Origin of the sequence: Paraeggerthella hongkongensis (assembly GCF_003726035.1) — a bacterium.
In the GTDB taxonomy this organism is placed as follows: Bacteria; Actinomycetota; Coriobacteriia; order Coriobacteriales; family Eggerthellaceae; genus Paraeggerthella; species Paraeggerthella hongkongensis.
This window is the reverse complement of sequence record NZ_QICD01000004.1, coordinates 53,325-73,125: the sequence shown is the minus strand read 5'-3', so window position 1 is coordinate 73,125 and position 19,801 is coordinate 53,325. Positions and strand designations below refer to the sequence as shown.

The 19,801-nt window shown below is 52.1% G+C and carries 17 protein-coding genes; 3 read left to right on the top strand and 14 right to left on the bottom strand.

What is annotated here, in order from left to right; translation table 11 throughout:
- Positions 1 to 14: 14 nt before the first annotated feature.
- The 5 genes from DMP08_RS03680 to DMP08_RS03665 form a co-directional block, all read right to left on the bottom strand.
- The gene (locus tag DMP08_RS03680; RefSeq protein WP_123191627.1) at positions 15 to 1,361 is read right to left on the bottom strand and encodes a citrate/2-methylcitrate synthase; all 1,347 of its coding nucleotides are present in this window, start codon (positions 1,359 to 1,361) and stop codon (positions 15 to 17) included.
- Positions 1,362 to 1,612: 251 nt separating this feature from the next.
- Positions 1,613 to 1,762 carry a DUF5679 domain-containing protein gene (locus DMP08_RS12490; RefSeq protein WP_169999052.1) on the bottom strand — a complete coding sequence of 50 codons (150 nt, stop codon included), beginning with the start codon at positions 1,760 to 1,762 and terminating at the stop codon, positions 1,613 to 1,615.
- A gap of 147 nt (positions 1,763 to 1,909) precedes the next feature.
- The gene (locus tag DMP08_RS03675; protein WP_244596775.1) at positions 1,910 to 5,167 is read right to left on the bottom strand and encodes an aminopeptidase; all 3,258 of its coding nucleotides are present in this window, start codon (positions 5,165 to 5,167) and stop codon (positions 1,910 to 1,912) included.
- 57 nt (positions 5,168 to 5,224) lie between these two features.
- A complete protein-coding gene (locus tag DMP08_RS03670) occupies positions 5,225 to 6,598 on the bottom strand; it encodes a hypothetical protein (RefSeq protein WP_123191626.1) in 1,374 nt (457 codons plus the stop codon).
- Positions 6,599 to 6,619: 21 nt separating this feature from the next.
- The gene (locus DMP08_RS03665) at positions 6,620 to 9,694 is read right to left on the bottom strand and encodes a helicase C-terminal domain-containing protein (protein ID WP_123191625.1); all 3,075 of its coding nucleotides are present in this window, start codon (positions 9,692 to 9,694) and stop codon (positions 6,620 to 6,622) included.
- A 63-nt stretch (positions 9,695 to 9,757) separates the two neighbouring features.
- On the opposite strand from DMP08_RS03665, the gene DMP08_RS03660 reads away from it, so the two are divergent.
- The gene (locus DMP08_RS03660; protein ID WP_244596774.1) at positions 9,758 to 10,453 is read left to right on the top strand and encodes a hypothetical protein; all 696 of its coding nucleotides are present in this window, start codon (positions 9,758 to 9,760) and stop codon (positions 10,451 to 10,453) included.
- A gap of 63 nt (positions 10,454 to 10,516) precedes the next feature.
- On the opposite strand, the gene DMP08_RS03655 is transcribed toward DMP08_RS03660, so the two are convergent.
- Positions 10,517 to 11,461 carry a D-alanine--D-alanine ligase family protein gene (locus tag DMP08_RS03655; protein WP_123191623.1) on the bottom strand — a complete coding sequence of 315 codons (945 nt, stop codon included), beginning with the start codon at positions 11,459 to 11,461 and terminating at the stop codon, positions 10,517 to 10,519.
- Positions 11,462 to 11,571: 110 nt separating this feature from the next.
- Here DMP08_RS03655 and rlmN point away from each other — a divergent pair, with 110 nt between their 5' ends.
- Complete coding sequence (gene rlmN / locus DMP08_RS03650; protein ID WP_475733533.1) at positions 11,572 to 12,621, top strand: dual-specificity RNA methyltransferase RlmN; 1,050 nt, start codon at positions 11,572 to 11,574, stop codon at positions 12,619 to 12,621.
- A gap of 96 nt (positions 12,622 to 12,717) precedes the next feature.
- Here the strand turns inward: rlmN and DMP08_RS03645 are convergent, their stop codons facing one another.
- The 8 genes from DMP08_RS03645 to rpmH all read right to left on the bottom strand — a co-directional run bounded on the left by DMP08_RS03645 (position 12,718) and on the right by rpmH (position 17,762).
- The gene (locus tag DMP08_RS03645; RefSeq protein ID WP_244596773.1) at positions 12,718 to 13,773 is read right to left on the bottom strand and encodes a ParB/RepB/Spo0J family partition protein; all 1,056 of its coding nucleotides are present in this window, start codon (positions 13,771 to 13,773) and stop codon (positions 12,718 to 12,720) included.
- Positions 13,766 to 14,731, bottom strand: coding sequence for a ParA family protein (locus DMP08_RS03640; RefSeq protein ID WP_337959664.1), 966 nt, complete (start codon positions 14,729 to 14,731; stop codon positions 13,766 to 13,768). The genes DMP08_RS03645 and DMP08_RS03640 overlap by 8 nt, the downstream gene beginning before the upstream one ends.
- A gap of 123 nt (positions 14,732 to 14,854) precedes the next feature.
- The gene (gene rsmG, locus DMP08_RS03635; protein WP_123191622.1) at positions 14,855 to 15,496 is read right to left on the bottom strand and encodes a 16S rRNA (guanine(527)-N(7))-methyltransferase RsmG; all 642 of its coding nucleotides are present in this window, start codon (positions 15,494 to 15,496) and stop codon (positions 14,855 to 14,857) included.
- 119 nt (positions 15,497 to 15,615) lie between these two features.
- Positions 15,616 to 16,152 carry a Jag family protein gene (locus DMP08_RS03630; protein ID WP_123191621.1) on the bottom strand — a complete coding sequence of 179 codons (537 nt, stop codon included), beginning with the start codon at positions 16,150 to 16,152 and terminating at the stop codon, positions 15,616 to 15,618.
- Between the two features lie 59 nt (positions 16,153 to 16,211).
- Positions 16,212 to 16,997: a YidC/Oxa1 family membrane protein insertase gene (locus DMP08_RS03625; protein WP_123191620.1), complete on the bottom strand. Its 786-nt coding sequence runs from the start codon at positions 16,995 to 16,997 to the stop codon at positions 16,212 to 16,214.
- A gap of 47 nt (positions 16,998 to 17,044) precedes the next feature.
- Positions 17,045 to 17,278 carry a membrane protein insertion efficiency factor YidD gene (yidD, locus tag DMP08_RS03620; RefSeq protein WP_123191619.1) on the bottom strand — a complete coding sequence of 78 codons (234 nt, stop codon included), beginning with the start codon at positions 17,276 to 17,278 and terminating at the stop codon, positions 17,045 to 17,047.
- Between the two features lie 11 nt (positions 17,279 to 17,289).
- Positions 17,290 to 17,622: a ribonuclease P protein component gene (gene rnpA / locus DMP08_RS03615; protein WP_244596772.1), complete on the bottom strand. Its 333-nt coding sequence runs from the start codon at positions 17,620 to 17,622 to the stop codon at positions 17,290 to 17,292.
- A gap of 5 nt (positions 17,623 to 17,627) precedes the next feature.
- Positions 17,628 to 17,762: a 50S ribosomal protein L34 gene (rpmH, locus tag DMP08_RS03610; RefSeq protein ID WP_013981168.1), complete on the bottom strand. Its 135-nt coding sequence runs from the start codon at positions 17,760 to 17,762 to the stop codon at positions 17,628 to 17,630.
- An 866-nt stretch (positions 17,763 to 18,628) separates the two neighbouring features.
- On the opposite strand from rpmH, the gene DMP08_RS03605 reads away from it, so the two are divergent.
- A complete protein-coding gene (locus DMP08_RS03605) occupies positions 18,629 to 19,726 on the top strand; it encodes an ATP-binding protein (RefSeq protein WP_170158402.1) in 1,098 nt (365 codons plus the stop codon).
- Positions 19,727 to 19,801: the final 75 nt, after the last annotated feature.

Below are 19,801 nucleotides of genomic sequence, written 5' to 3'. Positions count from 1 at the left end.
TAATACTGTGCTCTTTAACGATTCGTCATGGGAACGTAATCGCGCTTTCCTTTGCGAACGGATTTATAAGCCGGTCGAATAATACGTTTGCCTGAAACAATTTCCTCGAAACGGTGCGCAGCCCATCCTGACATACGAGCACACGCGAACAGGGGAGTAAACAGGTCTTCGGGAATGCCCATCATCGAATACACGAAGCCTGAATACATATCGACGTTGGCGCACATATCCTTGCGCGTGCCCTTTTCTTTCAAGATAACCTCAGGGGCAAGACGCTCGATATTCTCAAGCAGCTGGAATTCCGCCTCGTATTCCGTTCCCCGCGCAAGCTTTTCCGCAAACCTCTTGCAGATCACCGCACGTGGATCCGACTTCGTGTATACGGCATGACCCATACCGTATACCAAGCCCGTCTTGTCGTACGCTTCCTTGTTGACGATCTTCGCCAGATAATCTGCAACCTGGCCTTCATCAGACCAATCTGAAACGTGATCTTTGATTTCCTTCTGCATAGCCAGCACCTGATGGTTTGCGCCGCCGTGCTTACGGCCTTTCAGCGACCCGATCGCGCCTGCGTAGGTGGAATATGCATCTGTATCCGACGAGGTCAAAACACGCGTCGTGAACGTAGAGTTGTTGCCTCCACCATGCTCAGCGTGCAGGCACAGCATAATATCGAGCATCCGCGCTTCTTCGGGCGTAAATGCACGATCCGGGCGCAGCATAGACAGAATAGTCTCTGCGGTAGACTGCCCCGGCAGGAACCGGTGCATGATCATCGACTCATTGTTGTAACGCGCGCGCTTCGCGTAATACGTAAGGACCATGATGCGAGGCAGACGCGATATAAGCGAGATAGCCGTATGTATCTCATGATGAGCACTGCGGTCTTCAGCATCGGGATCGTATGCATACAGCAAAAGAATGGTACGCGCAAGAACGTTCATGATGTCAGGGGGAGTGTCGCGCATGATCATCGATGCAGTGAACCCATCGGGAAGCTCGCGCTCGGCATCCAGAACAGAAACGAAGCGATCCAGCTGATCCTGCGTAGGCAGTTCTCCCATTAAAAGAAGATAGGCAACTTCTTCATAGTTGAAACGACGATCAATAGCATCGGTATCAAGCAAATCGTAGATATCGTAACCGCGATATCGAAGCATCCCGTCATCAGCTATCTTTTCGTTATCCGAAATTACATAGCCATGAACGTTCGCAATATTAGTCAATCCCGCTACGACACCCGTGCCATCGGCATTGCGCAAGCCGCGCTTAACGTCGTATAGATCGTAGTTGTCGACATCGATCGAGTTAATGGTTTTGAAACTTTCGTATAGCGCGAGTTTTCTCTCGTCTCCCATAGCGCATCCTTCCTGCCGCAGTAACGGCTTTTCGATAAAGCGGATACGGCCAATCTGAAACGACGGCCTTGCGTACCTGTAGAGTGGAGAATGAAATCTTTACCATGATAAAGCGCAACAACCTCCCGTACAACGAGTCAAAGGGAGTTATCGGTGAAAACCATGGTGAAGGAGTATTATACGAGACCTTCGGTATATATAAAAATGCCCGTCGTAGGACGGGCATTCAATAATCTTAAAAGAGATGGTGGCTATTTTGCAGCACCGATGCGGCAGATCGTGGTGCCGCAATCCGGGCACTTGCCCTTCGTGATAGGCTTGCCGTTCTTCGTCGTGCTCTCAACGGGATCCTTCATGATCTTCTTTGCCTTGCACTTCACGCAATATGCCTCAATAGCCATGGCTGAAAAACACCTCTCTGTTCTTTACTCTCACGAACCGCAAAGCGGCCCGTCTCTTAAATCAAGGTTGTGAACTTGCATCCCAAGATGCGCAATTGCCCATTATAGGTCACCTGGAACATGCTTGAAGAGTATATCCGCAGGTGACTATATATTCTTCAACAACTCCATAACAAAGTCTGCATTCGACGACAGTGTTTCCTCATCGATATTTTCCAAAACGTCATCGCTTTGGGCGAAGTAAGCAGGCTTAGACCCCGCCATACCCACCAAATGCATCGCCTGATGGCCGTGCTTGATAGCGAACGAGGCAGCACTATCCTGCCACAGAATACGTCCGCTCGACACGCTGACTCCGGTTGCCTGAGAAGCCTTCTTTACGTACCGCTTCATACGAGAAGAAGTTTTTACGGTTTTGAACTGGCCTTCCTGCTCAATCATGCTTAAATCGCCTGCGCCTAAAGCTTCAAGATCAATAATGATCGCACCGCGTAAATCCTGCTGATGCTCTGCCAAGAAAGACTTCATACCGCTGTTTTGAGCAAGCTCGGATCCCAGCGAAACGAACCATACTTCCGTATTGATATCAGGGTTGCGGAACTGGTATATCTGCTGAAGCTCGTCAGAAATCTCGATCTCGGACGCAGCGGCTTGCGCCGATTCTTCCGCAAGGCTTTCGGAATCGAAATCCGCGTTCTCCACGCGACGAGCCGAGAACGCCCCGCCGTTCCACGGGCGAGAAGCGTTGCCCCTGTAGTCGTCGAATTCATCGTCCTCGACATCAAGATCCTCGTCATGGAATCCTTCGGATTCAAAACGATCGTCCTGACCGACAAAAGCGTTCTCATCAAAAGCATCGAACGACTCGTCAAGATAATCGCCCTCGTACGCATCCATACGCGTAGTTGCAGAAGGGTCGATATCGCCCGCGGACTCATCTTCCTCGCGGAAGCTTTCCCATCCGCCACGCTCGGCACCTACAGTGCGAGCATCGAACGTATCATCTACGTTTAACCACTCCCGAGCGCTCGGCGCTTCTTCCTTATCTTTGCGACGAAAACGGTCGAACAAGCGACGGACGCGCGATTTCGGCATTTCCACGTACCCAGGTCCCGCAAAAGCACCCGTTTCGGTAAAGTTAGCGTCGTACGCCGAGTCGTCAGCATCGTCGACGTAAATGTCGTCAGGGTCCACGTTATCAAGCAGTTCATCGCCAACAGGAGCGAAGGCGCCGGTGGCTCCAGCAGGCGCGAACGATCCCGCAGCATTTACGTTAGAGCTTTTCGCATCGGACGCATTGGCGCGTGCAATAGCCCCCGACAAAGACGGAAGCATAGCGCGAAGGGAAGCGCCTTTTTCGGATGGGGAACCTTCGGCAGACGTCGAATCCAATCCGTCGTTTCCGTCGGAAGAACCCAAGCTGATGGAAGGAAGCATGGTCAGCAGGCTCTTCGCAGCGGTTTTGCCAGCGCTTTCAACGTCCGCCAAAGGAGCACGCTGTTTCGGCAGCTCGGTGATAGGAGCAGGATTCGCCGCAGAAACGCCGATATCGGGCAGAACGATGGGTTTGCGCGCCGCCTCGTCGAACGGGGTATCCTGAACAAGCCCGAACACCGTTTCTTCCTCTTCAGAAACGCCGTCGGTCACGTTTACACGGTTATCCGTACGGTGCTCGTCTTGACGCGTTGCCAAAGCCTCTTCCTGGACCTTGCGAGGATCCAAAAACGACGGCATGGAGAGTTCGGGCATGGAAGGCAGATCACCCGGTCGAAGGCCGCTGACATCGATAGGGGCCATCGCAGTGGTGGACAGCGGATCGTTCTCTGAGTTCTGTGAAGCAGAAGTCGCAGATCCATCGAAAGAATCCGACGAATGCACGTTCTCAGCGCCATGCTCGGCGGCGGAAACAGCGTTGTCGACCGCTTCTCCGTCTTTCAAAGCACTGTCAGGAGCTTCGGCATGGTCGGTGGAAACGTTCCACTGGGGAGCCTTGATCTCGCGAATGCCATCACGGCTTGCGTCCATCTGCTGTTCGAAGCGGCGCTCAACAGCCATATTCGCCTCAGTAAAATGACCAGCGCTTTCGCTTACTGCCGCGTCGAGCGCACTCGCATAACGAGAACGCTGTACGGGCTTTTCAACGGTTCGGGGCTTTTTTGCCTTTTCCTGTGCCTTCGTGAACCAATCGGGAACCCCACCCGTCAATGCGGTGGAATACGGGGTCGGCTCGACCGACGAAACCACGTTCAGGGCAGCATCGCCCACTGCAACGATTCCTTCAGCATCCTGAGCGGCGGCTTCAGCCTTAGCGAGCGCTTCCTGCATGGTATCGGGAGGAATAGTGGAAAACGCTTCCAAAACCTCTCCGCGCACCTCGTGATAATCGTCGTCGGAAGGACGAGGCAGGGGAGGCTCTTTGATCTGGACAAGATTCTGCGCTATATCAGCGGCAGCGGCGCCCGCCACAGGTTTTCCGGTTAAAGCCGCAACAGCCGCTTTTGCAGCTGCCAAACGAGCTTCGGGCGTCTGAGGGGCCATCGCGGGAGGCTTCAAGTTCTCAGCCTCGTATACCAGCTCGACTCCCTCGGGGACCAATCCGGCAGCTCGGGCCGCATCTTCACCATGAATGGCAGCTTCCCCACGTTCGACCAGCTCAGCTTCGCTTACGCGGCCGCGACCCACACGGCGCGCCACTTCAAGCAGCACCGCCGTACCCGCAGCGTTGCTGTTCGCGCCCTCATTGTAAGCAGCGAATTTATGAAGAGCGCCGGTCGCCAAAGGAATGCAGGCAAGAACCAGCAGGATGACAACGATCACATTAAGAACCGTGGAAACCATTCCACCATCGTTCAAGAACACCACGTTACGCAGCAGCAAAATAACGGGCAGCAAGGCCATAGCCCCAAACGTCGTCCATTGAATGGCAGGAAGCGCCTGGGTAAGCGGACCGTTCAGCTCGGCGCGAACCTTGCCGCTGTCATAACGAGCCACCAGCACGACTTTACGTCGACGAGATCCGCCCGCTTCAGCAGAATAACCCGGATCGTACTTCGCAACCACGTTTTGACTGACGCCGCGCGCTAAAACCTTAGACAGAACCGGTCGATCGAATGCCTCCGCTGCGAACAAAAGCGCTGCTATCAATGTAACGACTACCGAGGCGATGCCCAGAACAGGCACGAACAAAGCCGCAACCGTGACAACCAGCGAGCAACCGCAGCAAATCATGCGGGGAATATCGGCGTCCGGAGAACCGTTAAAATCCTCGATCACTGCGGAAAGGCCAGCTTCTTTCTGCATTTGCTCGGTTATGTACAGCGCCGCCTGCTGCTCCTCTTCGGTTCCCGCTGGGCGCGGGCCGATTTCCTGGGACAGATACGCAACGTGATCTACTATTTCCGGCATTAGCTTTGCCTTTCGTTCCCTGGTGTTTCTACAAGGCACATATAACGCAAGTATACGCTATTTGCTTTCCGCGCCCAAATAATCGCGAATAAAAGCATCGGCCGTCCCCGCTTGTAAACGAGCTGTTGAGTACGACCCTTCCATGCTGGACACAACTTGTTCGTATGCTTCATACACAAGCGTTTCGGGTTTTTCAGGAATTGCCTTCGCAAGAGCGACCGCCTCTGCGTCGGCAACGTTGTACGCCTCGTTCTGGGCAGACGCTTCTTCTTTATTCTTAGCTAGGAACGCGTCATCCGAAGCTATCGCATAGCCAAGGGACTCTATTCTTTTTTCCACATAAGAGAACAATGCGCTCATATCGGCCTCACCGTAAGCACGTTGCACCTCGGAAAGAGCGCTATAGGCGGTATTGAACGCAGCAAGAGCCTCGTTGGTCTTATCTTTTGAAGCCTGGACATTCTCAGCTGTCGTATTTTTCACCAGTTTAGCTGCGTCGCGCGCGAGGCTATCGGCCCTCAGAACCTCGTTCCAAGCATTTCGAAGGTTGATAGCGGCAGTTTCAGCCTTGGAAGACTCTTTGAGCAGCTCCGCACCCGACTCAATAAGCGACCGACGAGCGGCAATAGCAGCCACAGTCTGATTAGCCGCTTCCTTGTCACGCGATTCGTTCAGATTCAGAGATGAAGCGCGGGCTTTTTCGTCAGCTTGATTCAATTGAAGAGACGCGCTTTCAAGCTGCGAGTACACGTCTTTGCGCCGTTGAGCCATTCCCTCGTCAAAAGGATGCGAGATCACATCGTCAAGCTCCACGATCACCTCGTCAGCCTGATTCACCAAATCAAGCGCCTCGTCCAATTGCGCGACGTTGCTCTGATGACTCTTGAGATCGTTGTACAGATACATCCCACCAAGCGACAGCAACACCACCATCGTAAGCGATATGACAACAGCGGCCACCACTTTACTCAATTTGCGGCGAGCTTTGCGCAGGGCTATTTCCTCTTCAGGAGATCGAACAGGTTTAGAAGGAATCGATGCTTTCCTCGATGCCGCAGAGGCTGACGAAGACGACCTCGAACGCCTTGCCTTATCCGAGGAAGCAACCTGAGCGCCCCCCATCGTTGGAGCTGCAAAATCAAATGCGTCGAAGCGCGAAGAAACCTCTTTGTCGTCCACCGACACAAAGTCACCCGTCGAAAGAGGAAGTCCTTTTTCTTTAGTGGGGGTTCCCGAGGGTTTTTTTCTACGAGCGGGCAACGTAAACAAGGACACATGACCGAACGGGCCGCGCTTTTCCTTCTCTGCGCGACCACCGTCAAGAGCCTCTCGAGCGGCATCGAGCACGCTGAACGAAATCTCGTTCGACGTGCCCTTCGTATGCCTCTTAATATGTGCAGCTCGCGTTAGCTTGTCGTCTCTCCTGGCCATACAACCCCGTCGCAGCCTAGATCACGCACGACCGCGCCGCACATCGTCCGCTATTTCGCACGCGGACATGATTTTAATAGTTCGGCTTGGTAGGGAATTCAAAAAAGCCTTGCCATAGCTCTTAGTGAGCAATCGCTTATCAGCAAGAATGAGCACGCCTTCGTCTTCGGCCTTGCGAATAAGCCTTCCTGCCGCTTGCTTCGTTTCAAGGACAGCAGCGGGAAGCACGTATCGACGCCATGCTTGATCATCGCGTGCCGCACGCTCACACGACAGGGGATCAGTAGGTTTGGAGAACGGCAACTTGGGAATAATCACGCCCTTCAACGTAGCCCCAGGAGCATCGAACCCCTCCCAAAAGCTTTTGAGGGCAAACAGCGATAAATGCTCGTCGGCAAGGAAATCATCACGAAGCCCCTTTACCGACACGCCCCATTTCTGGCAAACAACGCGAAGATCGTCTTCTTTAAGCTGCGGACTCACTTCGTCGAAGCACTTCTCCATTTCTCGACGATTTGTGAACAGCGTCAGCATGGACCCCTGCTGCGCACGATGAACGTCCACCAGAAGGCGCTGCAGCGAAGAGAGGTAGGCTGCGTCGCTCGGCTCGGGCATATCGTCAACAACGTACACCGTCATGTGGCCGTCGTAGTCGTAGCTTGAATCAAGCTTGCAGGTTCTAGATTGAGAGAATTCGGTTTCGTTCAATCCGAGAGAATTCTCAAATGCGGTGAATCTCCCATCAACCGACAGCGTAGCCGAAGCAAATACTACGGAATGAGTCTTTGCGAACAATGTCTCGTTCATAATCGCGCCCATGTTGACCATCAGCGCTTCGAGTTTTTCAGCAACGCGATCTTTTTTGCGATTGATCGTAGCGGAGTACGCGCAAGATTCGGGTGCCTTGGTCAATATGATGTCAACAGAATCGATCTGTTCCTTCAGTTCGATAGCCATCGACGCGATCTCGCGCTGAATTTCAGCCGCCCCATCAACCTCTTCCAAGTACGCAACCAGATTCTGACACGCTGCCACCAACTTCTCCGCAGCGTCCGCCATAGTCCGCCCCAACAATGCAACCTGACCGAATGTTGCGCTGTTGCGAATATCTCCATTGATCCAGAGCTCTACCGTTTCGTATCCTCGGCCTCGCTTGTTTTGATCGAAGAACAGCAGATCTTTCATATGGGAAGCAAATTCCTGTGCGGCTTCGGCATACGTTTTCCCGGCAGCTCGAGCTTTGCTGGTCAACGCATAGAACAGAGAGCTTCCTTCTTCGCTTCCCGAAACCACCACGCGGCGCTCGGCTCGGACGAACACGTTACGGGAAGCTTCGTCAGCACCGGCGCGATGAGCAAGACGCGTAATATCCTCAGCGGCCAGAGAGACCGAAAAAGCCCTGCGCGCTTCCGATTCGGCCCCGTGAGCCTCGTCCACCACCCAGTATCGAATAGAAGGGAGCAATCCGCCATCAGCTACTAAATCGCAAAAGAGAAGACTGTGATTGGTCACAACGATGTCGGCAGCCTCGGCGCGACGGCGAGAGCCGTGCACAAAGCAGGACGTTCCGAAGTAAGGGCATTTACGGCGAAGGCAATCATGACTCGTCGTGGTTACCGCTCGACGGGGCAGTACTCGATAATCGATTTTCAACCCATCCATGTCATCGTACGAGGTCTGTTCCACGTAAGAAAGAAGAGCGGCCAGCGCCGGAGCCTGAGTTTGCTCTTTGCCATTCACAAGCCTCATCTGAGGGCCGTCAGAAACAATGCGGTCTATGCGCCGCAGGCACGGGTAATGAGAAAATCCCTTCAATGGGGCATACGTCAACAGCGGTCGCTCAGGATTGACTGCATGGAGTTCTTCAGCGAGCGCAGGAAGCTCATGGTACACCAACTGATCAAGCAGCGCGTTGGTTTTTGTCGCAACGCCTACCGTAATGTTGTTCGCCTGCGCCGTAAGCGCAGCCGGCACCAGATAAGCCATCGACTTCCCAACGCCCGTACCTGCTTCGACGATAAGATTCTCAGAACTAGCGAACGCATCGCGCACCGCTTCGGCCATAATGCGCTGCTCTTTGCGCGGCTCGAAGTCGCCGTACAAAGCTCCCACAAGTCCCTTCTCGGAAAATGCTTGGTCGATAGCTTCTTGAGAAGGAAACACAAGCTCTCGTTGGGGATTAGAAGCTATATCGTCTGCATCCATCTTGGGGGCATGCTCTTTTTTGCCCAGTCGATCTCTTCTCAAAGCACGAAGGGAGAAGTGGTGCTTTGTATCAACCGGTGATGTTTCACGTGAAACATCACCCGCTTCAACGGCAGCATTCGACGATGTTTCACGTGAAACATCGTTCCAAAAACTGGAAAAGACCTCGTTGTACGCTTCACTCGATTGAAGATCGGCAATACGATCGAACACAACTTGCGTAGACCACTGATCGGGAGTTGCCATGCGAGCGATCTCTTTCACCAGCGTGGGAGGCATAGATGCCACGCCGGCAAGAAGGATGCGATAGATGGCGCATGTGGCTGCTACATCGGCGTCGGCACGATGCGTGGAAAGCGGTGCGCCGAAAGCGCGCACGAGGTCCAGAAGCCGATGAGACTTCAAACGTGGTAAAGCTATGCGAGCAAGATCGAGAGAATCGATCCAAGTGTTCTCTAAAAGTGGATACCCGCTGGGGTGGCGTGTCGTGAACGTGCGATCGAAATCGACGTTATGAGCAACCACGCTCGCATCGCCGACAAACGCCGCCAAAGCCGCAAGCGCTTCCTCAGGAGACGGAGCATCGGCAACGTCACCGTCGTGAATATCGGTCAACCGAGCAACTTCCTCCGGAATAGGCTTTCCCGGATTCACGAACGTGATGAACCAATCCACAATCTCACCTTGCTCGAAGCGAGCAGCAGCAATTTGGGTCAACTCATCGTGGTTGTACGAGAAACCCGTGGTTTCCGTATCGAGCACAACCACGTTGCGGTCAAGCTCGCCGAAATCAAGGGAGTCCGCCCATGAAGGAAGCGATGCATAGCGGTCGCATACGGACTGAAGTGTTCCATCGCTTATGAAACTTTGCAGGGTATCCTGCTTGAGCATACTTTGATTATCCATAGCTATCAGCCTATCATCTATCATAGGATCGCACAAACCTAAAACACGGTGATTACACGCCCGACACACCCTGAGATACACCATGGTAGAGGAGAAAAGATGCAGGCGGAACGCTATTTCGGAACATACGCTCGATTCGAGACAAAATCCAAGAAGGATGCGGCGGCTCTTCTTGGCGCCGACAACCTGGTTGGCGATGTGTTCGAACTAGAGTTCATCGTGCAAGACAAGAAGAGCGTTGCCTGGCTGAAAAACCGTTTCGGCGGGCTTATCGGGTACCTTGACGACGAAACTTCTCGCACGCTCAGCATTCTTGTTGCCCGCGGATGGAACCTCAAGGCAATCCTGTCGTTCATAGCGTTCACCGACGCACCCGATCCGGGTCATTACTGGGGGCAAGTCGCGCTCGTCTGCTATGAGAAAGAACTTGAGCATCCTATGAGTTCCTTTATACAAGGAATTTCAGCGCGCTTGGCGGATGGAGTTCGTCCCGATGTCTCGTTCGGCGATCAAGCGGTTCAGCAGATCGTCGAAAGCGAGGGATCGTGGCAACCGAAAGACACCGTGCCTCTTCCTGAAAAAAAGCCTGGAACCGTCATTATGAAAAGCCGCCGCAAAATGAGCGAGAAACTGATCGAACAAGGGCGTAAGGGAAACAAGGGATGTTATGCGATAAGCTGGATATTCCTTCTTGCAATCGTTGCCTTGGCGTTGTTCGGATTGAAGTCCTGCGGAATACTGTAAACGCTAGCAAAAAAATGGAGCGAGGTTCATGACCGCGCTCCATTTTATCCCATCGTTGAAAATTTAGACGCGAAGTGCGTACTGCACCAACTTCGTGCACAGGTCAGGGAAGGAAATTCCCGCCGCCCTGCCAGCATCCGGCAAAAGCGAGGTGCCGGTCATGCCGGGAATCGTATTGGTTTCCAGAATCCAGCACGACCCATCTTCTTCTAAAATGAAATCGGAGCGCGAAACCCCGTCGCATCCAAGGGCCTTATGCGCTTTGATAGCCAACTCCTGCACCATGTTCGTTGTTTCGTCAGAAAGTGGAGCAGGGCAGATATGCTGCGACCCACCGGGAGCGTATTTCGACTCGAAATCATAAAAGTCGCTTTTAGGAACAATTTCGATAATGGGAAGAGCCTGTAGATCGTTCCCTCCGATAACCGCAACAGTCAGCTCGGTGCCTTTGATGTATCGTTCGATAAGAACCTCGTCGTCTATCTCAAGTGCCTTTTCCACCGCATCCAGAATAGCCTGTTCTCCCTCGACGATGAACACGCCGAGCGCGCTGCCTTCCGTACCAGGCTTCACCACGCAGTGATCCCCAAGAAGAGCGATAACCCGATGAGCGTCAACGGAATCGCCTGCGCGAACAGCCACCGAAGGAGGCGTAGGAATATCATGCTGCTGATAGTATAATTTCGCTTTCGCCTTATCCATAGCCAAGGCACTCGACCACACCCCTGAACCAATATAAGGGAGCCCGATCACTTCCAAAAAGCCCTGCACCGTGCCATCTTCGCCAAGTTTTCCGTGCAAGCATAGGAACGCAACATCGAAAGGTTCGTCGATCAGACGCTTCAAATCCTCTTTCTCAGCAGGATCAAGGACGGTCACGTTAAATCCCGCTTCCTTCAGAGCTTGAGAAGCCCCTTCTCCAGAAGCCAACGATATCTCTCGCTCCCCGCTTTTTCCCCCGGCAAGCAACGCCACGCGACACTCGCGCGGATCGAAGCATTCAGACATGCGTCCTTCTTTCACCCTATGGATACGAACGTCAGCAGTATAGCAAAACGAACAACACCGAGCTAAAACCATGACGCGAGAAGAGCAATGTTTCACGTGAAACATGTATAATGACCGGCATGAATACTTCAATTAAAGCTTATACACTTGACGGTCTTGCTCAGATCGCGAAAGATCTGGGACAGCCGGCATTCCGCGCAAAGCAACTCTACGAATGGCTCTATACACACAACGTGCAGTCGTTTGATGAAATGTCGAATCTCCCTGCATCGTTCAGATCGTCTCTTGCAGAGAAGTTCTCGATAGATGCTCCTTCAGTAGTTGATCGTCAAATATCGAGCGACGGCACTAGAAAGTACCTTATATCGTACGAAGACAGCGTGTGCGTCGAAACGGTTGCCATACCCTCAAGAAGCGGAGATCGTTTGACGGTATGCTTCTCTACGCAAGCTGGGTGCGGCATGGCGTGCGCTTTTTGCGCGACGGGAAGGGAAGGGTTCACCAGGAACCTCCTTCCAGGTGAAATAGTGGACCAAGTACTCTTAATCCAGAAGGATATGGGAACGCGGGTTACAAACGCTGTCGGCATGGGCCAGGGCGAACCGTTCCTCAACTACGACAATACGCTCGCCGCACTGCGCATACTCAACGATCCGAAGGCAGTCGGGATCGGTGCGCGCCATATCAGCATTTCAACCTGCGGCATACTTCCCGGTATAGAAAAGTTCACCGCAGAACCCGAACAGTTCACACTTGCAATATCGCTCCACTCCGCCGCACAAGGGACCCGCGATCTACTTATGCCAAAAGTCGATCGTTACAAGCTTAAAAATCTCAAACAGGCGCTGCAGTCGTATGTCGAAAAAACCAACCGTCGCGTGACGTTGGAATACATCATGATAGAAGGCGTGAACGACTCGAACGCAGAGCTTTCCAAACTGAGGGAGTTCTGCTCCGGTCTTCACTGCCATGTTAACCTGATTCCCATCAATGCTGTACCTGGCTCCGTTTTTCAACCGAGCGATCGGGAAACCATTGAAACCTGGCTCCGTGAAATTCAGAAGCATGGCACCGAAGCTACCTTGCGCGATTCTCGCGGCTCCGATATCGACGGAGCGTGCGGACAGTTGAAAAACACGTATCGTAAAAACCAGGGGTAGATAACCTATTGAAAGCACTATGACGTCAGAAGGGCTCTTCTAAGCCCTTCTGACGTCATATATTGGTGTTTCTGGAGTACAAACTCGTCTAAATCATTACGAGGTCTTAGAAAGAAGCTCCTCGAACAATCTTTCAAGATCCTGTTCGTCTTTGAATTCGATCTCTATCTTATTCTTCCCTTTGACCGATTTAACCCTTACGTTCGTATGCAGAGCATCTTTCAAAGCGCGAGCGACGGTTTTGTAAGTTTTGGGCAGCGGAGCTTTCGGTTGAGTAGATTCGTTCTTCTTGCCCGACATCAAGCGCGCGATTGCTTCAGCTTCCCGCACCGTCAACTTATCCGCAATAATCTTATCGGTGAGCTTTTGACGGCCTTCTTTGGTCGGAATGGATAGAATTGCACGGGCATGGCCTGCTGTAATCTTCTCCTCAAATAAAAGCTGCTGCGCTTCTTCAGGAAGTTCAAGCAACCTCAACGCGTTCGCAACGGTCGAACGACCCTTCGACATAGCTTGCGCAACTTCAGACTGAGTGAAGTTACAACGCTCCATCAAGCGACGATACCCGTACGCCTCCTCGATAGGGTTTAAGTCGGAGCGCTGAATATTCTCAACGAGCGCAAGCTCTAAAGATCGATCATCGTCCGCTTCTTTGATTCGAATAGGAACTTTCTTCAAACCAGCAAGCTTACACGCTTGCCAACGGCGCTCTCCAGCTATGATTTGATACGTTTGCTGACCAAGCGGTCGTACCAAGATAGGCTGCAACAACCCGTCTTTCTCAATGGAAGCAGCAAGCTCTTCCAATTCCTCCCGTTTGAAATTCGTGCGAGGCTGATCGGGGTTCGGGCTAATGGACTCAATAGCAACTTCGTCCGTATTACGCTGAACCACACTTTTAATGGTTACTTGACTTCCTTCCTCGACGATAGATTCGCCTTCAGCAGGAAAAGAGGTGATTCTCACGCTTGCATCGTCAAGAGGACGCACCGGGTCGCTCGGTGCCGAGCGAGGAGGACGAGGTGCTTCCTCTTGCTCGTTTTCCACCAGCACCCGCTTCGGGGCTGCCTCGATAGGAGCCGCCTCTTCGAAAGCACCTCCCAGCAGCGAGTTCAGACCTCGTCCCAAACCACTTTTCGTCGACTTAGCCACGCTGAATCACTTCCTTTGCAAGCTCCACATACGACTGAGCACCTTTTCCCGACGGGTCGTACTGCGTAATAGGCTGTCCGAAGCTTGGTGCCTCAGACAGCTTAACGGTACGAGGGATCAATGTCGTAAAGACGGTTTTTCCAAAATAACCGCGCACCTCGCTTACCACTTGCCGCGAGAGCGTAGTACGTCCATCGTACATAGTCAAAAGCACGCCGAAGATATCCAGGGTGGGATTAAGGCGAGTTTTGACACGTTTCATCGAATCAAGAAGTTTTGTCACACCTTCCAGTGCATAGAACTCGCATTGGATGGGAATAAGCAGCTTATCAGCAGCTACCAACGCGTTCACGGTAAGAAGACCGAGGGAAGGCGGACAATCTATGAAAACGTAGTCGTACTTTCCGCGCAGGCTTCCAACGGAGTCCTTTAAACGGTTCTCTCTTGCCATCTCGGAGACAAGCTCGACTTCAGCGCCAGCAAGGTTAATGGTAGCCGGGATAACGTCAAGACCTTCGCACACATCGGGGATAATCACGTTTTCGATAGGCACATCGTTAAGCAGGACATCGTAAATACAATTAGAAACCTGACTCTTCTCAATGCCTAAACCGCTTGAAGAATTCCCTTGAGGGTCTAAATCAACGAGCAAAACCTGTTTGCCGAGCTCTCCTAAAGCAGCCGAAAGGTTTATCGCCGTCGTAGATTTACCAACGCCGCCTTTCTGGTTGATAATGGCCATAACCTTGGTTTGACCAACCACATGTTTTACCGGAGCCTTATCCTTGAACGACTTGATAGGCTTCGGCGGAGCAGGTTCCTCCACTTTAGCGGGAACCTCTCTCTCAACCACTTCTATATGATCGATCGACAAATCATCCTCAACAAGTATGGTTTCGTCACGCTTGACAGTCTCGGCTGGCTTTTTGTCTCGTTTAAGACTATCGAATAGTCCCACAGGGACCCCCTTTCTTAACCGCAACGACAGTATACCTTGTTTGCATCTTATATAAAGTGAGCCCCTTTAAACGGAGCATTTCTAAAACCGCTCTACTCTGTCTATGTTTCACGTGAAACACCCTTAGAGAGGACGTTTTTGGGCAAAACTTGTTTTACGGGGAAGTTTTATCCTTGGCTTCGCCGTTTTCTCGAAACATATGATCCTACGACACCGATCTTCCAATTCAAGCGTTCGATCAGATACAAGGGTCATCCCTAGCGTTTCCTGCAACGATAACGCGTGCTCAAATTCATCATCTTCCATACGAGCTTTATAGCAGATCAAGCGCCCGCCTCTTCGTAGAAGAGGTGAAGCGAACTCCATAAGCACGGAAACTCGAGATAATGCACGAGCAGTGACTACAGCGAATTCACCCGGATGCTCTCGCGCGAGGTCCTCTATTCGCCCCGTGTAGGTTTCTACCGAGCTAAGACCAAGTTGAGTAATAATATCGTCAAGTATAGCGGTTTTCTTGCCTACAGAATCGGCAAGGAGCGTCTTTCTCCCGCTTTCTATTGCCAACGGTATCCCTGGGTACCCTGCACCCGACCCTATATCCACATACCAACCTTCAGGAGCATCGTTCAACTCCGGCAGACCTATGAGAGAATCCTGCACATGCAGAAGCATGCCTTCGTCCCATGTTGAAATTCGCGTGATGTTCGTTGTTTTATTCGCCTCTATAACAAGCTCGAGGTGTCGCTTCAGTAGATCTTCGTGCATGCATGCTCCTTTATAAGATGTTCTCTGTAGTATAAAGGAATGTTTCACGTGAAACTTTCAAACATGAAAAAGCCCGCATCCGAAGATACGGGCTTTCGATCGAAATAAGGAACGTACCGCTATCGAGGAAGAATCACCACGTGGCGTGCGCTTCCCTCGCCCTCAGAAGCAGTCTCGACACGTTTGTCGTCACGAAGCGTAATATGAACGATCCGGCGCTCGTAAGGAGTCATCGGACGAAGCTTGACGCTGCGGTGCTGGCTCGCAGCGCGGCTTGCCGAAGAACGAGCGATCGACTCAAGCTTCTCTCGCTGACGACCCTTGTAGCCCTCGACATCTACGATGACCGGATAACGGAAGCCGATCGTCCTCACCGTGATCGCCGACACCAAGAACTGCAGAGCATCGAGCGTCTTACCGTGACGACCGATAAGCACAGCTAAATCGTCACCAGTAATATCAAGAATTAGTTCGCCCTCGTCACCCTCGTACTCATCGATAGTAACTTCTCCAACATCGAAGTATTTGAGGATATCTTGCAAGGCCCCGATCGCAGTATCAGCAATACGATCGAGTTCCTCATCGGTCAACTCGGTGGAATCAATCTCAGAGGGATCGATGCACTCCTCAACGTTTTCAACCAACTCTTCAGCCATAACAGACTCCTTTTATCGAAATAGAAAAGCTGGAGTGTTTCACGTGAAACACCGCCGAGCTACCTTTTCTTGCCGGTGTCCTTCTTGGTCGGGCGCGGCTTCTTCACCTTGCGGGTAACGTCAACCTCGATAGGCTTAACCTCGATAGTTTCGGCAGCTTCAGCATCACGCCGCTTCATAATGCGCATGGAAATTTGCTGTTGAGCAATACCGATAAGAGACGAAGCGCCCCAGAACAAGAGCACGCCGGCAGGAGAGCCCCAGCTGATCCACAGCATGAAAACGCTCATGACGGCCGCCATGATCATAGTCTGCTTGCGCTGCGGGTTGTCCTTGTTGCCCATCTGCATGAGAATCATGGGCAAGAACGTGGCGGCAGCGAACACAACCATCAGGATCAAATAAGGAACAAATGTTCCAAAACCCATGGAAAACGCCTCGGAAGGACGCATAACCAAGCTAGGAACCAGGTTATAGAACTCATACGTGGTGCCTTGCGTACGGGAACCCATCTCGCTCAGCACTTGGAACAGCGCGATGAAGATAGGCATCTGAAGCAGCATGGGCAGGCAGCCGGCCAGCGGGTTGAACTTCGCCTCGGCGTACAGCTTCTGCATCTCCTCCTGCTGACGCTGAGGATCATCGGCGTACTTACGCTGGATTTCCTGCATCAGAGGCTGAACCTTCTGCATCTGATAGGAAGATTTCGTCTGCTTGTGCATCAAAGGAGAGATGAGCACACGGAAAATCACCGTAACGACGATGATGGCGAGTCCCCAGTCGCCGCAAAAATCGTAGAAGAAATGGATGATATTGAACACCCAATCCTTGATTACGTCCCACATTGTATATTGTTCCTTCCTCTATACCAAAGAAGGCCGCTTCTACAATCCTACGGTACCGGATCGTAGCCGTGCGGACCTCCCGGACGGCAGCGCAGCACACGTTTGAACGTGAGCTTCAAGCCTTTCCAAAACCCGTAACGTTGAAACGCTATGAGTCCGTACTCGGAACATGTCGGCGTAAAACGACAGCAAGAAGGAAACAGGGGCGATAGAGCGGCCCTATAGAAGGTGATCAACATCACCGCAATGGTACACGGCAAGCGCTTTACAAAAGCCTTCATATCGATCGACCTTATCGGATCCCCGCGCGTTCCAACGTCTCGTCGCATGCTGCTAGCACTTTACTATAAGAACCCCTGCAAATACCCGACTTCGCGAGAAATATCACATCGAAGCCCTTCCAAGGCCCTCCGAGCTCATGACAGACTGCGCGCATACGCCGTTTTGCGCTATTGCGCCAGACGGCGTTCCCTAGCTTTTTGCCCGCAACAAAAGCAACACGACCATTGAGGCCGTGCTGCTTCGTGGGTAACACTATGAGCGTAAGGTACGGCGTATGCAAACGCTTGCCGCAAGAGAACAGATCGGAGATGTCCTCGCGGGACTTTATCGTCTCCAATCTCACTCTCTTTACACGCAGAGACGCTTGCGGCCCTTTGCGCGGCGAGCAGCCAGCACCTTGCGGCCGCCCTTCGTCGACATACGAGCACGGAAACCGTGGCACTTAGCCCGCTTACGAGTGTTAGGTTGATACGTGCGCTTCATATTGATTCCCTTTCATGGTTTTAGAGCAACCTCGAAAGTATAGCGCAGGTTACGGCGTAGTCAAGCAAAACTCACAAGAACAAGCCAACTCTGTTTCATGTCTATGCACTGGTCTGCCGCTGCGTATTCGCTACTCGTCGACTCGGTCGAAAAGACTCCTGAATGCGCGTTTCAACACCCCGCCAACAAGAACGCCCGTTTCCCTCATCGATGTCAAACCCCATGCTCATGCCGAAAACAGCGTTGAATCGCCTTCAAAAACGTGAAAAGAGTCCTACCGAACAAACTTATCCCCAAAAACGAGAAATCAAATTGTGGAAAATGTTGAAAACTCTTGTTTCATTCGAGCATCATTGTGGAAATCTCCAGTTTCACCGTTTTGTCAAGATGCGAATTTGCTTATTTTTACAAGCCCCTCATCAGGCATTAGTTGTTTTCAACCAAATAACCAGGCTTCTGAACTGGTGTTTTATGAAGTTCTAGCTTTTGAAGAGGGTGTTCTTTGATATGAATGAGACAAATCTACTGTTTCGGGAAAACCTCTCAGCCATACCCGAAGATACGTTAAGCAGACGCTTTTTCACCATGCCCGGACACGGTTCTATCAACATTTCCCAAGAGTTTTTCACTATGGGTTTTCCCTCGGTTCCTTTTTTCTTCAAAGTTTTCCACAATTTTTGAATAAAAAGTGGAAAACGCTGAAAAGGCCGTGTAGATAGTCGATTTTCTTTTCTATAAAACGAGAATATCCGCAATGAAACACATTGAATATCCCAGGTGGATAGATTCTAAAGTTGAAAACGTATACAATGCCGTTGAAAGTCATTGAAAAATGCTGAATCTCGGATCTGAAAAACGGAACAGAATTGAACAACCAGACTGAAAAAGCAGATCATCAAGGTAAAACGCCCGATGAAAACTCGGCATTGTACGACTATGCACACGTCGACTCGATCGCGCGCATAGCTTTGTACGACGATCTCAAGAGCGCGCCGCGTGTCACCGAGATCAATCCCGCGCCAACAGCGGATTACATCGAAAACCTCGCATCGAGCATTTACGAACAAGCGAAGCTCAGCGGAGGAACCATCCCGTACACGGTGATACGGGAGGTGTCGGAAAACTTCATCCATGCCCAATTCGCAGAGGTAACAGTGTCCATATTGGATGGCGGAAACACGATTCGCTTCGCCGACCAGGGGCCGGGGATATTCCAGAAAGACAAGGCGCAGCTTCCGGGATTCTCCTCGGCAGTCGAATCCATGAAGCATTACATTCGCGGCGTAGGGTCGGGTCTTCCCATTGTTAAAGAGTACCTGGATTTTTCCCACGGGACCATAACCATAGAAGACAACCTGGGCACCGGCTCCGTCGTCACCATCAGTCTACAGCCGAGCGAGTCGGCAGTGCAGGAGCTGCTTGACGCCGTGGCGGAAGGACCCGCAAGGCAGCCACAGGCTCAGGGCGCGCGGGGCGGGCAGCCTTACCAGGAAAACCTCTATCAGCAGCAGGCATACCAGCCCCAAGCACAAGGCTATACGGTGCCGGCGCAGCCTATTCAACCCATGCAGCCCATTCAACATGTAGTCCCAATGAACCCTATACCGGGAACCGTTTACCCTAGCCATCAGGCGCAACCGTACGGTACGACAGGATATCCGATGCAAGCGCCCGTTTACGGGTACCCCGCGGCGTCGGTGTCTCCTATGCCTCAAGCAGGTTATCCGCAGCACTCCGTCACGCCGCTGGTGCCGCCCTTGTCTCAACGAGAGCGAGATTTCCTTCCTATATTCTTAAACGAAGGGGCACTCGGCGTAACCGACCTGGTGCGCATCACTGGAGTTCCCCAGTCGAGCACGTATGTAACGCTGACGAAGCTCGAGCAAGCCGGACTGATAGAGAAAACCGCGGGGCAGAAGCGCATTCTGACGGATCTGGGATACCAGGTAGCCATTTCCCTGTAACCCTTTGCCTGACCCTATCGTTTTATATACAATCGAACACGAAGCGGACGGCCATCGGGAGCACGCCATCGTCGC